Annotated in this window: 14 protein-coding genes and 1 riboswitch; of the genes, 12 read left to right on the forward strand and 2 right to left on the reverse strand. The window is 68.3% G+C overall.

Annotated elements, in window-relative coordinates; translation table 11 throughout:
* Positions 1-86 precede the first annotated feature (86 nt).
* The 6 genes from ACK4SE_RS12745 to gcvPB all read left to right on the forward strand — a co-directional run bounded on the left by ACK4SE_RS12745 (position 87) and on the right by gcvPB (position 6,039).
* Positions 87-554 (forward strand): low molecular weight protein-tyrosine-phosphatase, encoded by a 468-nt coding sequence (locus tag ACK4SE_RS12745; protein ID WP_409693317.1) that lies wholly within the window; start codon positions 87-89, stop codon positions 552-554.
* 28 nt (positions 555-582) lie between these two features.
* Positions 583-681: riboswitch (glycine riboswitch) on the forward strand.
* 176 nt (positions 682-857) lie between these two features.
* On the forward strand, positions 858-1,967 hold the full coding sequence (gcvT, locus tag ACK4SE_RS12750; protein ID WP_409693320.1) for a glycine cleavage system aminomethyltransferase GcvT: 1,110 nt from the start codon (positions 858-860) through the stop codon (positions 1,965-1,967).
* Between the two features lie 140 nt (positions 1,968-2,107).
* Complete coding sequence (gcvH, locus tag ACK4SE_RS12755) at positions 2,108-2,473, forward strand: glycine cleavage system protein GcvH (RefSeq protein ID WP_021697338.1); 366 nt, start codon at positions 2,108-2,110, stop codon at positions 2,471-2,473.
* Positions 2,473-3,117, forward strand: a complete 645-nt coding sequence (locus tag ACK4SE_RS12760) for an FMN-binding negative transcriptional regulator (protein ID WP_409693323.1) — start codon at positions 2,473-2,475, stop codon at positions 3,115-3,117. Before gcvH ends, ACK4SE_RS12760 begins: the two co-directional genes overlap by 1 nt.
* 1 nt (position 3,118) lies before the next feature.
* Positions 3,119-4,459, forward strand: coding sequence for an aminomethyl-transferring glycine dehydrogenase subunit GcvPA (gcvPA, locus tag ACK4SE_RS12765; protein WP_409693326.1), 1,341 nt, complete (start codon positions 3,119-3,121; stop codon positions 4,457-4,459).
* Positions 4,459-6,039 carry an aminomethyl-transferring glycine dehydrogenase subunit GcvPB gene (gcvPB, locus tag ACK4SE_RS12770; protein WP_409693329.1) on the forward strand — a complete coding sequence of 527 codons (1,581 nt, stop codon included), beginning with the start codon at positions 4,459-4,461 and terminating at the stop codon, positions 6,037-6,039. The genes gcvPA and gcvPB overlap by 1 nt, the downstream gene beginning before the upstream one ends.
* 114 nt (positions 6,040-6,153) lie before the next feature.
* On the opposite strand, the gene ACK4SE_RS12775 is transcribed toward gcvPB, so the two are convergent.
* A complete protein-coding gene (locus tag ACK4SE_RS12775; protein ID WP_409693332.1) occupies positions 6,154-6,510 on the reverse strand; it encodes an endonuclease domain-containing protein in 357 nt (118 codons plus the stop codon).
* A gap of 160 nt (positions 6,511-6,670) precedes the next feature.
* Between ACK4SE_RS12775 and ACK4SE_RS12780 the strand changes: the two genes are divergently transcribed.
* Positions 6,671-7,912, forward strand: coding sequence for a multidrug effflux MFS transporter (locus ACK4SE_RS12780; protein ID WP_409693334.1), 1,242 nt, complete (start codon positions 6,671-6,673; stop codon positions 7,910-7,912).
* Between the two features lie 45 nt (positions 7,913-7,957).
* The gene (locus tag ACK4SE_RS12785) at positions 7,958-9,112 is read left to right on the forward strand and encodes an MFS transporter (RefSeq protein WP_409693337.1); all 1,155 of its coding nucleotides are present in this window, start codon (positions 7,958-7,960) and stop codon (positions 9,110-9,112) included.
* 8 nt (positions 9,113-9,120) lie between these two features.
* On the opposite strand, the gene ACK4SE_RS12790 is transcribed toward ACK4SE_RS12785, so the two are convergent.
* Positions 9,121-9,903 carry a hypothetical protein gene (locus tag ACK4SE_RS12790; protein WP_409693339.1) on the reverse strand — a complete coding sequence of 261 codons (783 nt, stop codon included), beginning with the start codon at positions 9,901-9,903 and terminating at the stop codon, positions 9,121-9,123.
* A 706-nt stretch (positions 9,904-10,609) separates the two neighbouring features.
* Here ACK4SE_RS12790 and rpsL point away from each other — a divergent pair.
* From rpsL to ACK4SE_RS12810, 4 genes are all read left to right on the forward strand, one after another.
* Complete coding sequence (gene rpsL, locus ACK4SE_RS12795; protein ID WP_021697983.1) at positions 10,610-10,984, forward strand: 30S ribosomal protein S12; 375 nt, start codon at positions 10,610-10,612, stop codon at positions 10,982-10,984.
* Between the two features lie 39 nt (positions 10,985-11,023).
* Complete coding sequence (gene rpsG / locus ACK4SE_RS12800) at positions 11,024-11,497, forward strand: 30S ribosomal protein S7 (RefSeq protein WP_021697984.1); 474 nt, start codon at positions 11,024-11,026, stop codon at positions 11,495-11,497.
* A gap of 121 nt (positions 11,498-11,618) precedes the next feature.
* Complete coding sequence (gene fusA, locus ACK4SE_RS12805; protein ID WP_409693342.1) at positions 11,619-13,697, forward strand: elongation factor G; 2,079 nt, start codon at positions 11,619-11,621, stop codon at positions 13,695-13,697.
* 52 nt (positions 13,698-13,749) lie between these two features.
* The coding region (locus ACK4SE_RS12810; RefSeq protein ID WP_409693345.1) for a GTP-binding protein at positions 13,750-13,985 on the forward strand (236 nt) is incomplete at its 3' end.

A 13,985-nucleotide genomic window follows, 5' to 3' on the forward strand; every position in this document is an offset into this window, starting at 1 on the left:
GTTAGAAGACCCGGGCGTCCGATTTCGGCGCACAGGCCGCTCTCCAGCGCCGGACTCACGCGCAGCAACAATAAAGAGTGCCCCCGATGTCGAAATTCTCCGTCCTGTTCGTCTGTCTGGGCAACATCTGTCGCTCGCCGCTGGCGGAGGCCGCGTTCCGCCTGGAGGCCGAGCGGCTGGGGTTGGCGGTCGAGGTCGATTCGGCGGGCACCGGCGGCTGGCATCAGGGTGACCCGCCAGACCCCCGCGCCCGGGCCGTCGCCCGGCGCAACGGCGTGGACATCGGCGGCTATCGGGCGCGGCAGGTGAGGGAGGACGACTTCGTCCGCTTCACCCACATCGTGGCCATGGACGGGGACAATCTGGCCAATCTGGAACGTCTGAGGCCGCCGGGGGCGCCCGCCGAGCTCAGCCTGATGCTGGCGCACGCCGGTCGGCCGGGCGCGCCGGTAGAGGATCCCTATTACGGCGGCGATGACTTCGGCGTGACCTGGGCCGACGTCCATGCCGCGGCGCGCGGTTTGGCGCAGGCGTTGCGCGACGGCGGCGCTTGACTCCGAAGGGTTCCGGGCACAGGGAAGACGGGCTCTCGCGGGAGAGATCGAGGCCCTGATTCCGGGCCTCGGAGCCGAAGGCGCAACCGCCCCGGAAACGCTCAGGCAAAAGGACCGCGACGGCTCAGGAACGCTGGAAAGCAGCCTTCGGGCTCGCCGACGGAGCAAGTCTTGTCATCCCGGACGGCGCGGAGCGCCGAGCCGGGGCGGGACGGAATCTCTCAGGCTTCAGGACAGCGGGGGCGCGTGACGGGCGAAGCTTCGCCCGGTGCGCCGCCGACCCACCCCAGCCGGAGCGTGCCCATGAGCGACCAGACCCTGAAGACCACGCCGCTGAACGCCGCCCACCGGGCGCTGGGCGCGCGCATGGTGCCGTTCGCGGGCTATGACATGCCGGTGCAGTACGAAGGCGTACTGGCCGAGCACCGCTGGACCCGCGAGCACGCCGGCCTGTTCGATGTGTCGCACATGGGCCAGGCCAAGCTGACCGGCGCCGACGCCGTGGCGCAGCTCGAACGCTTCGTGCCCGGCGACTACGAGATCCTGAAGGCGGGGCGCCAGAAATACTCCCTGCTGCTGAACGATCAGGGCGGGATCATGGACGACCTGATGGCGGGCAAGCCCGACCACGACGGCCTGTTCATCGTCGTCAACGCCGCCTGCAAGGACGCCGACTTCGCCCACATCGAGGCGGGGCTGCAAGGCGATGCGACGCTGAAACGGCTGGACCGCGCCCTGCTGGCCATCCAGGGGCCGGAGGCCGCCGAGGTGATGGCGGCCCATGAGCCGGTGCTGGCCGATTTCGGCTTCATGGACTGCGCCCGGCTGATGCTGTTCGGCGCGGACTGCTTCGTCTCGCGCTCGGGCTACACCGGCGAGGACGGCTACGAAATCTCTATCCCGGCGGATCAGGTCGAGCGCATCTGGAACACCATCCTCGAGGATGCGCGGGTCAAGCCCATCGGCCTGGGCGCGCGGGACTCGCTGCGGCTTGAAGCCGGTTTGCCGCTGTACGGCCACGACGCCGACGAGACCACCAGCCCGGTGGAGGCGGCCCTGACCTTCGCCCTGTCCAAGTCGCGCAAGGAGCGCGCCGACTTCCCCGGCGCCGAACGCATCCTGAAGGAGCTGGACGGCGGCGCCTCGCGGGTCCGCGTCGGCCTGCACGTCAAGGAAGGCGCCCCGGCCCGTGAAGGCGCGGAGATCGCCGATGCGGACGGCGCCGTCATCGGCACGGTGACCTCGGGCGGGCCGTCGCCGTCGCTGGGGAAGAACATCGCCATGGGCTATGTGCCGCCGGCGTTCTCGGAGATCGGGACCGCCCTGACCGTCGTCGTGCGCGGCAAGCCGCTGGCCGCCGAGGTGGTCGCCACGCCGTTCGTCGCCAACCGCTACTACAGGAAGCCGAAGTGACGGCGTCTTTTTCAACGTCATTCCCCGGCTTGACCGGGGAATCCAGAGACGCCGACGTCAGGGGTCGTTCTGGGCGGACGGAGTTTATGGACCCTCGGGACAAGCCCGAGGGTGACGGGTTCAACTGAGGATCAAAGCCAATGCGTTACACCAAGGAACATGAGTGGGTCCGTCTGGACGGCGACGTGGCCACCGTCGGCATCTCGAAGCACGCCGCTGATGCGCTGGGCGACGTGGTGTTCGTCGAGACCCCGGAAGTGGGCAAGACCGTGAAGGCGGGCGACAGCTTCGCCGTGGTCGAGAGCGTCAAGGCGGCCTCGGACGTCTATGCGCCGGTGGCTGGTGAAGTGGTCGAGGCCAACGCCGTCCTCGCCTCGGCGCCGGAGACGGTCAACGCCGACCCGCAGGGCGACGGCTGGTTCGCCCGCATCAAGGTGGCGGACGCCTCGGCGCTGGACGCCCTGATGGATCAGGCCGCCTACGACCAGTACCTGACCACGCTCTGATGTATCGGCCCGGAGCCTTCGTCGAGGACGATCCGGCCCGGTTGGCGGCGCTCATCCGCATGAGCCCGCTGGCCAGCCTGGTCGTCCACACGCGAGGCCGGCTCCTGGCCGCCCATGCGCCGGTGCTGGCGGAACAGGCGCCCGACGGGTCGATTACGGCGCTGGTCGGTCATCTGGCCCGGGCCAACCCCTTCTGGTCCGAGCTGGAGGACGGCGCCGAGGTGCTGGCCATCTTCACGGGGCCGGACGCCTATGTGTCGCCGTCGGTGTATCCGTCCAAGCAGGAACACGGCGAGGTCGTTCCCACCTGGAACTACGCCCGGATCGAGGCGCGGGGGCGGATTACGGTCGAGGCTGATCCGGCGAAGGTCCGCCCCTATTTCGAAAGCCTGACCGAGGCGCACGAGAAGGACCGCGCCGAGCCGTGGTCCGTCGGCGACGCCCCGGATCGATACATCGAGAAACTTCAGCACGCCCTGGTCGGCATCCGGATCGCGGTCGAGGATATCCGCGGCGCGCTGAAGCTGAGCCAGAACAAGACCGATCCCGACTTCGCCGGCGTGCGCGACGCGCTGGCCGCTTCCTCCTCCCTCTCCGACCAGGCCACCAGCGCGCTGATGGCCCTTACAGCCAGACTGGACTGAGATGCGCTACCTCCCCCTGACGCCTGACGACCGCGCGGCCATGCTGGCCGCCATCGGGGCGAAATCCGTGGATGACCTGTTCGTGGACGTGCCCGAGGCGGCGCGGCGCGACGGCTTTGTGGACCTGCCCCGCGTGATGGGGGAGCTCGAGGTCGAGCGCAGCCTCAAGCGCATGGCCGGCAAGAACACTGTGGCGGGGGATGCGCCGTTCTTCTGCGGGGCAGGGGCCTATCGCCACCATGTGCCGGCGACGGTGGACCACATCATCCAGCGGTCGGAGTTCCTGACCAGCTACACGCCCTACCAGCCGGAAATCGCCCAGGGCACGCTGCAGTACCTGTACGAATTCCAGACCCAGGTGGCGAACCTGACCGGCATGGCGGTGGCGAACGCCTCGCTCTATGACGGCTCGACCGCCATGGCCGAGGGCGTGCTGATGGCCACCCGGGTGACGCGCCGAAACAAGGCGGTGATCTCCGGCGGGGTGCATCCCCACTATGTGTCGGCCACCGAGACGGTGGTCCACGCGGTGGGCGTCGAGACCCAGGCGCTGGACCCGGCCATCGACGCCGAGGACGCGGTGATCGCGGCCATCGACGCCGACACCGCCTGCGTGGTGGTGCAGACGCCCAACGTGTTCGGCACGGCCACCGACGTGACGAAGATCGCCGAAGCGGCCCAGGCCGCGGGCGCCCTGCTGATCGTGGTGGTGACCGAGGTGGTCTCGCTGGGCCTGCTGAAATCGCCCGGCGAGATGGGCGCGGACATCGTGGCGGCCGAGGGCCAGTCCATCGGCAATGCGCTGAACTTCGGCGGGCCCTACATCGGGCTGTTCGCCACCCGCGACAAACTGGTGCGCCAGATGCCCGGCCGCCTGTGCGGCGAGACGGCGGACGCGGAGGGTCGGCGCGGTTTCGTCCTGACCCTGTCCACCCGCGAGCAGCACATCCGGCGCGACAAGGCGACGTCGAACATCTGCACCAACTCCGGCCTCTGCTCGCTGGCGTTCACCATCCACATGAGCCTGCTGGGCGAGACGGGCCTGCGCCGCATGGCGCTGCTGAACCACGAGAAGGCGCTGGCCACCCGCGATGCGGTGGCGTCCGTGCCGGGCGTGGAGGTGCTGACCCCGCGCTTCTTCAACGAGTTCGCGGTGAAGCTGCCGAGGAACGCCGCCGAGGTGGTGGATCTGCTGGCTGAGCGCGGCGTGCTGGCGGGCGTGCCCTATGGCCGCCTGAACCCCGGCGCCGGGTTCGACGACGTGCTGCTGATCGCGGCCACCGAGACCACCACGGATGACGACATCCAATCCCTGAAGACCGCCCTGGCGGAGGTTCTGTAATGAGCACCATGAACACGGTGGGACGCCCCACGACGCCGAACGAAGTCTCGACCAAGCCGGACACCCTGACGGGCGGACGCGGGCTGCTGCAGGACGAGGCGCTGATCTTCGAGGGCGAGGGCTGGGGCAAGACCGGCGTCGACCTGCCGGAGCCGAAGACCGACGGCGGCGATCTGGGCGGTCTGGTGCGGGCCGATCCCATCGGCCTGCCGGGCCTGAGCGAGCCTGAGGCCATGCGCCACTATGTGCGGCTGAGCCAGAAGAACCACGCCATCGACCTGGCCATCTATCCGCTGGGCTCGTGCACCATGAAGCACAACCCGCGCCTGAACGAGAAGATGGCGCGCCTGCCGGGCTTCTCGGACATTCACCCGCTGCAGCCGCAGTCGACGGTGCAGGGCGCGCTGGAGCTGATGGACTCCCTGTCGCACTGGCTGACCACCCTGACCGGCATGCCGGCGGTGGCCCTGTCGCCCAAGGCCGGCGCCCACGGCGAGCTGTGCGGGCTGATGGCCATTCGCGCGGCGCACCGGGCGGCGGGTCACGGCCTGCGCTCGGACAAGCCCCGCAACAAGGTGCTGGTGCCCACCAGCGCCCACGGCACCAATCCGGCCACCGCGGCCTTCGTGGGCTATCAGGTGGTGGAGATCGCCCAGACCGACGACGGGCGTGTGGATCTGGCTGATCTCGCGGCCAAGCTGGGCGACGACGTGGCCGCCATCATGGTCACCAACCCCAACACCTGCGGCCTGTTCGAGCGGGACATTCTCGAGATCAGCCGCCTGACCCACGAGGCGGGCGCGTATTTCTACTGCGACGGCGCCAATTTCAACGCCATCGTCGGGCGGGTGCGCCCGGGCGATCTGGGCGTCGACGCCATGCACATCAACCTGCACAAGACCTTCTCCACGCCCCACGGCGGCGGCGGACCGGGCGCGGGCCCGGTGGTGCTGTCCGAGGCGCTGGCCCCGTTCGCCCCGGCCCCCTGGGTGGTCGGCGGCAAGGACGGCTTCAGGCTGGTGGAGTTCGCCGAGGACGAGGCCGAACAGGCGTTCGGCCGCCTGTGCGCCTTCCAGGGCCAGATGGGCATGTATGTGCGCGCGCTCAGCTACATGATGAGCCACGGCTCGGACGGCCTGCGGCAGGTGGCCGAGGATGCGGTGCTGAACGCCAATTACATCAAGGCCCGGCTGGAGGACCTGATGAGCCCCGCCTTCCCCGAGGGGCCGTGCATGCACGAGGCGCTGTTCGACGACGAATGGCTGAAGGGCACCGACATCACCACCCTCGACTTCGCCAAGGCGATGATCGACGAGGGCTTCCACCCCATGACCATGTACTTCCCGCTGGTGGTGCACGGGGCGATGCTGATCGAGCCGACGGAGACGGAATCGAAGGCCGAGCTGGACCGCTTCATCGAGGCCATGCGCGCGCTGGCCACGGCGGCGAAGGCCGGCGACGTGGACCGCTTCAAGGGCGCCCCGTTCCACGCCCCCATGCGGCGTCTGGACGAGACCCGCGCGGCCCGCCAGCCGGTGCTGCGCTGGACCGCGCCGGAGGGCTCGAACCGGGCGGCGTAATCCTCCCCCTCTGGGGGAGGGGGACCGCGAAGCGGTGGAGGGGGTGTTTCCGCTTCACTGCTCTTGTCGGTCAGGCCGGCGAAGCGGGGGAGGGGTGTTTCCTCCTCACCGCTGTCATCGGCTCGCCCCCAGCGCATCGCGCAGCCCGGTCAGCACCCCCTCCAGGTTTCCGAGCACCTCGCGCGCTGGAATGCGCAGCACCCTGACGCCGCAGCTTTCGAGCCAACGATTGCGGCGCTGATCGTGCTTGATCTTGTCCGGGTGATCGTGCGCCGCGCCGTCGACCTCCACCGCCAGCCGCGCCTCCGCGCAGTAGAAGTCGAGGATGTAGGGCCCCAGCGGGTGCTGGCGGCGGAACCGTCGGCCGTCCATGCGGCGACCGCGCAGGGCGTTCCAAAGGATCACCTCGGGCAAGGTCAGTTTGCGGCGAAGCTGGCGGGCCCGGGTGACGGTTTCCTTGGGAGCGTCCATGCAGTGGATGATATGGCCAAGGTTGTGCGGGGGACAGGTCTTTGACCGTGCTGCGGATGGACCCCCTCCACCATGCTTCGCATGGTCCCCCTCCCCCAAGGGGGGAGGATTTTTTGTTCGCGCCCTAGCTTCCGTCACATCGTGCGGCGATATGGAGCCGATGTCCGCTCCAGCCTCCGTTTCCGCCGCCCCGCCGCATCCCGGTCTGGGGTTCAGGGCCTTCGTCGTCACCATCGCGACGCTGATGGCTCTGAACGCCCTGGCCATCGACGCCATGTTGCCGGCCCTGCCGCAGATCGGGTCGGATCTGGGCGTGCTGGCCGACAATGACCGCCAGTGGGTGGTGACCGCCTATCTGCTGGGCTTCGGCGGGGCGCAGATCGTCTATGGGCCGCTGGCGGACCGCTTCGGGCGCAAGCCGCTGCTGCTGATCGGGCTGGGCGTCTACACCCTGTTCGGCCTGATCGCGGCGCTGGCGCCGACCTTCGACACCCTGCTGATCGCGCGGGCCCTGCAGGGCGTGGGGGCGGCGGCGCTGCGGGTGCTGGCGGTGTCCATCGTGCGCGACTGCTACTCCGGCCGGACCATGGCCCGGGTCATGTCGCTGGCCTTTATCGTCTTCCTCGGCGTGCCGATCATCGCCCCGAGCCTGGGCCAGCTGGTCCTCTTCTTCGCCGAGTGGCGGGCCATCTTCCTGGTGCTGGGCGCGGCCGGCGCGGCGGGGCTGGTGTGGTGCTTTCTCAAGTTGCCCGAGACCCTGCACCCCGAGTATCGCCTGCCCATCAGGATCAGCCGCATCGCGGCGGGCTTCCGAGAGAGCCTGACCCATCGCCAGGCGGTGGGCTACATGCTGGGCATGATGATGATTACCGGCGCCCTGTTTGGCTTCATCAACTCGGCCCAGCAGATCTTCGCCGACACCTTCGGGCGGCCCAATGTCTTCCCCATCGCCTTCGCGGGCATTGCGGGGGCCATCGCCGTGGCCTCGATCCTTAATGCGCGGCTGGTGGAGCGGCTGGGCATGCGATTCCTGTCGCATCTTGCCTTGCTCGGCTTCACCGGTATGGCGGCCGTGCATGTGCTGGTGGCCGTGCTGGGGTATGAAACGCTGTGGAGCTTCATCGCCCTGCAGGCCGCGACCATGTTCTTCTTCGGTCTGGTCCCGGGCAATTTCGGCGCCATGGCCATGCAGCCGCTGGGCCATATCGCAGGCACGGCGTCGTCGGTGCAGGGGCTGATCACCACAGTGGGTGGAGCCCTGATCGGCTTCTTCATCGGCCAGCAGTACGACGGGTCAACCCTGCCCATGTCGCTGGGCTTTGTGCTCTGCGGTCTGGGGGCGCTGGTGTTCGTGCTGTGGGCCGAGAAGGGCCGGCTGTTTCGTCGGCAGGACGCGGTCTGATCAAGCCGCCTGACGGGGCGGCGCCCGCCTGCTAAAGGCGCGGCCATGACCACCGCCTGGCGCAATGCGCTTCACTACATTCTGCTGTTCGGCGCCACGGGCGTCAGCCTGCCGTTCGCCGGTCTGTGGTTCCAGTCCCAGGGTCTGAGCGGGGCCGAGATCGGGACTCTGCTGGCCGCGCCCATGCTGGCGCGGCTGGTGACCGGACCGATGCTGGCGGTCTGGGCCGACGGCTTCGCCCTGCGCCGCACCGCCATCGCCATTCTGAGCGTCATCGCCGCCGTCGGGTATGGGGCGGCGGGGCTGGTGGAGGGTTACGCCCTGTGGCTGCCCCTGTGGTTCATCGGCGCCACGGCGGCGGCGGCGGTCATTCCCCTGGCCGATGTGCTGACCCTGAGGGGCGCCGCGCGCGAGGGCTTCACCTTCGCCGCCCCGCGCAGCGCCGGGTCGCTGGCCTTTGTGGTCGCCAATGTGGGCATGGGGGCGCTGCTGCTGCGCGCCTCACCCGACGTGATCATCGTCTGGATCGCCGCCGCCTGCCTGATCGGCGCGGTGGCCGCCCTGACCGTGCTGCCCGCCGAGCGGGTCCGGGAGGGCGTCGCCCCGCCGAAGCGCGAGCGCTTCAAGGGGCTCGGCGCCCTCGTCGCCGACCCGGTGTTCATGACCGCCATCCTGGCCGTCGGCGCCATCCAGGCCACCCACGCCTTTCTGTACGGATTCTCGGCCATCGAGTGGAAGGCCCGGGGCATCCCGGAGTCCATAACCGGCATGCTGTGGGGCTTTAGCGTGATCGCTGAGGTGCTGTTCATGTGGATCGTGGAGCCATGGCGGCGTCGCCGGGGGATCGGGCCGTGGCTGCTGCTGATGATCGGCGGCGGCGCGGCGGTCGTCCGTTGGATCGCCCTGGCCTTCATGCCGCCCCTGTGGCTGCTGTGGCCGCTGCAGGCCCTGCATGCGCTGAGCTTCGCGGCCACCTTCCTCGCCGGCCTGCAGATCGTCGAGCGCCTGGCGCCGCCCGCCAACCAGACCGCCGCCCAGACCCTGCTGTCGGCCCTGTCCTCCGGCGTCCTGATCGGGTTGGCGACCCTGATGGCCGGCCCGCTGTACGACGCCTATGGCGCGCTGGGCTACCTGGCCATGGCGGTGCTGGCGGGGCTGGGCCTGCTGGCCGGCTGGCGGGTGCGCCGGGCGTTGGCCTAGAGCCTGGTCTAGTCCTCGTCCACCCGGTTGCTGCGCTGGCGGAGGGGGGTCTCCGCGCCTTGCCGCATATCGACGCCGGGCACGTCAGGCAGATGCGCGCCGGCGCAGCCCATGCCCAGATTGGATCCGGGGCAGTCGCCCGGCCCCACGACCCCCGCACCGCCCGCCAGCGGCGCGCGCTGGGCGTCGTAGCGGGCGATGTTGGCCCGGCCCTGACGCGCGAAGGCTTCGTCGCGCTCGCGATCACCGGTGCCCCGAATGGCAGGCGCGTCGGAGGGTCCGGCGAAGCGTTCATCGCAGGCGGTGCGCTCGGCGGCGGTCATCTGGTTGCGCGGCCTGTTGCAGGCCACGCCGGAGGAGCGAAGGGCGCGGGCCACCTGATCGCTCGCGCCGTCCGGGTTCACCCGCCATTGCGGCGCCACGTCCTGATCCGACGGCGCGGGCCGTAACGGCAGGCGCAGGGCCTCCAGGCGACGGCGCTCCTCGTCTTCGTCGGGGATCTCATTCCGCAGGGCGCGGGCGCGAATCTCGCGGGTGAGGGCCGGGGCGTCGCTGGGGTCGGCGATCACGGTGACGGGCGGTTCGCGCACGGTCTCGCCGGCCATCAGCGGGCGGGGCTCGATCTGAATGTAGAGGGGGGCGGGCGGCGCGCTGTAGCCGGACATGTCCGGGCCGGTTCGCAGGCCGATCATCAGCAGGACCGCCACATGCACGATCAGGGAGCCGGCCACCACAGCGGACAGTGGCCGGTTTCGGGCGAGGCCTTCGCGCAGACGCAATACTGTCGACATGACGCCCCTTGTCGCGCTCGCCCGCCCGGCCGACGGCCTGAGTCTGCGACGAGCGGTTCGCCCTGTCATTATTCGGGGCTATGCGTCCGGTTTAAGGCGAAGCTGAGGGGCGGGGAGACTCATGGTCCGGACAACACGGATGGCGGCGCAAGCCGGCTCGGTCTTGGCGCGGCTCTGATGTCGATGGGCGCCTGCGCGGCGACCGCACCCATAACAGGCTGGACCACGATCGAATGCAGGGTGACGGAGGGTGGCCGCCTCGAGCAGTGTGAGATCGTCAGCGAAAGGCCGGCGGGGTCCGGTTTCGGAGAAAGCGCGCTTGAGCTGGCGGGTCGCGTCCGCGCGCCGACGACAGGACCCGATGGGAGGTCACGGGTCGGCTCCCGGGTCAGAATCCCGATGACCTGGCGTCTGGCCGATGACGGCGCGTCCGTCGCCGCTGAAGACCTTGACCCGACGCCCCCCGAAGCGTAAACGGCGCTCACTTCGAGGCATGGGCGGTCCGCCGTCTGCTGATCTCGTGACAATCGAACGGACGGGCTGAGCCCGCCGGAACGCCCAAAGCGCGCGTTCCGGCTTTTCTGTTTGAGCGCACGGTCGGTCTCGATAACAGCCCGGGCGCGGTTTCGGCCACGTCCAAAAGAAGGAACTCGAGGCGCCCCGGCCAACAGGCACACGCCTCCATCGCAGAAGAGACCAGACACGAATGCCTACGATCAACCAGCTGATCCGCAAGCCTCGCAAGCCCAAGCCCGTGCGCAACAAGGTGCCGGCCCTGGAGGGTTCGCCCCAGCGCCGCGGCGTCTGCACCCGCGTCTATACGACGACCCCCAAGAAGCCCAACTCGGCGCTTCGTAAGGTGGCCAAGGTCCGCTTGGCCAAGAACGGCTACGAAGCCGTGTGCTACATCCCCGGCGAGGGTCACAATCTTCAGGAGCACTCGGTGGTCCTGATCCGCGGCGGCCGCGTGAAGGACCTTCCCGGCGTCCGCTACCACATCCTGCGCGGCGTGCTGGACACGCAAGGCGTGAAGGACCGCAAGCAGCGCCGTTCGCACTACGGCGCCAAGCGTCCGAAGTAAGCCCTGCGCGTCCAGAATATTATTTAAGAGGATAACCCCATGTCCCGTCGTCACCGCGCACAGAAGCGTGAAGTTCTGCCGGATCCCAAGTATGGCGATCTGATCGTCACCAAGTTCATGAATTACGTCATGTACGAGGGCAAGAAGGCCGTCGCCGAAAACATCGTCTACGGCGCCTTCGAAATCCTGGCCGAGAAGAAGAAGGACCAGGAGCCGGTCGCGACCTTCCACTCGGCGCTGGAAAACGTCGCTCCGGCGGTCGAGGTCCGGTCGCGTCGCGTCGGCGGCGCCACCTATCAGGTGCCGGTCGAGGTTCGCCCCGATCGCCGCCGCGCCCTGGCCATCCGCTGGCTGGTCAACGCCGCGCGCAACCGCGGTGAGAACACCATGACGGAAAAGCTGGCCGCCGAGCTGCTGGACGCCGCCAACAACCGCGGCACCGCGGTCAAGAAGCGCGAAGACACCCACAAGATGGCCGAAGCCAACCGCGCCTTCTCTCACTACCGCTGGTAAGCCGGATTTCCGGCTGACGGCCCTTCAAGAAGCGGGCGGTTTGCGTTAGACCGCCCGCGCTCCTGAAGACCCCTCCCTGACCCAGGCGCCGGATCGGCGCCGAACACCCGAGTTTTCGAATATGGCCCGCATCAACAAGATCGAGGATTACCGCAACTTCGGCATCATGGCCCACATCGACGCGGGCAAGACGACGACGACCGAGCGGATTCTCTATTACACCGGCAAGTCCCACAAGATCGGCGAAGTGCACGACGGCGCCGCCACCATGGACTGGATGGATCAGGAGCAGGAACGCGGCATCACCATCACGTCCGCCGCGACGACCGCTTTCTGGAAAGAGAAGCGCCTCAACATCATCGACACCCCGGGCCACGTGGACTTCACCATTGAAGTCGAGCGTTCGCTGCGCGTGCTCGACGGCGCGGTGACCGTGCTGGACGGCAACGCCGGCGTGGAGCCCCAGACCGAGACCGTCTGGCGTCAGGCCGACAAGTACCGCGTGCCGCGCATCATCTTCGTCAACAAGATGGACAAGCTGGGCGCCGACTTCGAAACCTCGGTTCAGTCGATCCGCGATCGTCTGGGCGTGAAGGCCGTTCCGATCCAGCTGCCGGTCGGTCAGGAATCCGACCTGCGCGGCATCGTCGACCTGGTCCGCATGAAGGCGATCATCTGGGAAAACGACGGCCTCGGCGCCGAGTTCTCCGAAGAAGAGATCCCCGCTGATCTGCTCGAGAAGGCCACGGCCGCCCGCAGCTATCTGATCGAGAACGCCGTCGAGCTCGACGACGAGGCGATGGAAGCCTACCTGGAAGGCAATGAGCCCTCCGAGGAAGTGATCAAGAAGTGCCTGCGCAAGGCGGTTCTGAACGCGGCCTTCTATCCGATCCTGTGCGGCTCGGCGTTCAAGAACAAGGGCGTGCAGCCCCTGCTGGACGCGGTGGTCGACTATCTGCCGTCGCCGCTGGACATCCCGCCGACCCCGGGCCTGGACTACAAGACCGAAGAGCCGGTGGTTCGCCGCGCCTCGGACGACGAGCCCCTGTCGGTTCTGGCGTTCAAGATCATGGACGACCCCTTCGTCGGCTCGCTGACCTTCTGCCGCATCTACTCCGGCAAGATGGAAACCGGCATGGGCCTGCTGAACTCGACCCGCGACAAGAAAGAGCGCGTCGGCCGCATGCTGCTGATGCACTCCAACAACCGCGAGGACATCAAGGAAGCCTACGCCGGCGACATCGTCGCCCTGGCCGGCCTGAAGGACACCCGCACCGGGGACACCCTGTGCGACCCGACCAAGTCGCCCGTCATCCTTGAGAAGATGGAGTTCCCCGCGCCGGTCATCGAGATCGCCGTGGAGCCCAAGACCAAGGCCGACCAGGAGAAGCTGGGCGTCGCCCTGGCCAAGCTGGCGTCCGAGGATCCGTCCTTCACCGTCTCCACCGACCACGAGTCGGGCCAGACGATCCTGAAGGGCATGGGCGAGCTTCACCTGGACATCAAGATCGACATCCTGAAGCGCACCTACAAGGTTGAGGCGACCATCGGCGCGCCGCAGGTGGCCTACCGTGAGTCCCTCGGCAAGAAGGCCGAGATCGACTACACGCACAAGAAGCAGACCGGCGGTACGGGCCAGTTCGCCCGCATCAAGATGATCTTCGAACCCGGCGAGCCGGGCTCGGGCTTCGTGTTCGAGTCCAAGATCGTCGGCGGCAACGTGCCCAAGGAATACATCCCGGGCGTCCAGAAGGGCATCGAGTCCGCCAAGGACAACGGCCTGCTGGCCGGCTTCCCGCTGATCGACTTCAAGGCCACCCTGATCGACGGCGCCTACCACGACGTGGACTCCTCGGTGCTGGCGTTCGAAATCGCTTCGCGCGCCGCCTTCAAGGAACTGCGGACCCAGGGCGCGCCCAAGCTGCTGGAACCGATCATGGCCGTCGAGGTTGTGACCCCGGAAGAGTATCTGGGTTCGGTCATCGGCGACCTGAACGGTCGTCGCGGCATGATCCAGGGCCAGGACGTGCGCGGCAACGCCACCGTCGTGAACGCCTTCGTGCCGCTGGCCAACATGTTCGGCTACGTCAACAACCTGCGCGGCATGTCGCAAGGCCGCGCGCAGTTCACCATGCAGTACGACCACTACGACCCGGTGCCGCAACACGTCGCCGACGAAGTGATCAAGAAGTACGCCTAACCACACCCCCCAACCTTATAGGACCCCGTTTGGGGGACAGGAGCTAAGAGATATGGCCAAGGAAAAGTTCGAACGTAACAAGCCGCACTGCAACATCGGCACGATCGGCCACGTTGACCACGGCAAGACGACGCTGACGGCGGCGATCACGATGACGCTGGCCAAGGCCGGCGGCGCGGTGGTGGAGACGTCGTCCGAGCCGATCCCGTTCGCGGCCTTCGAGCCTGAACCCGCACCCGTGGTGGCGGCCCCGGTCGCTGCGCCAGCCCCTGCGCCCGCCGTTTCTGC

The organism is Brevundimonas sp. (genome assembly GCF_046293315.1).
Classification (GTDB): Bacteria; Pseudomonadota; Alphaproteobacteria; order Caulobacterales; family Caulobacteraceae; genus Brevundimonas.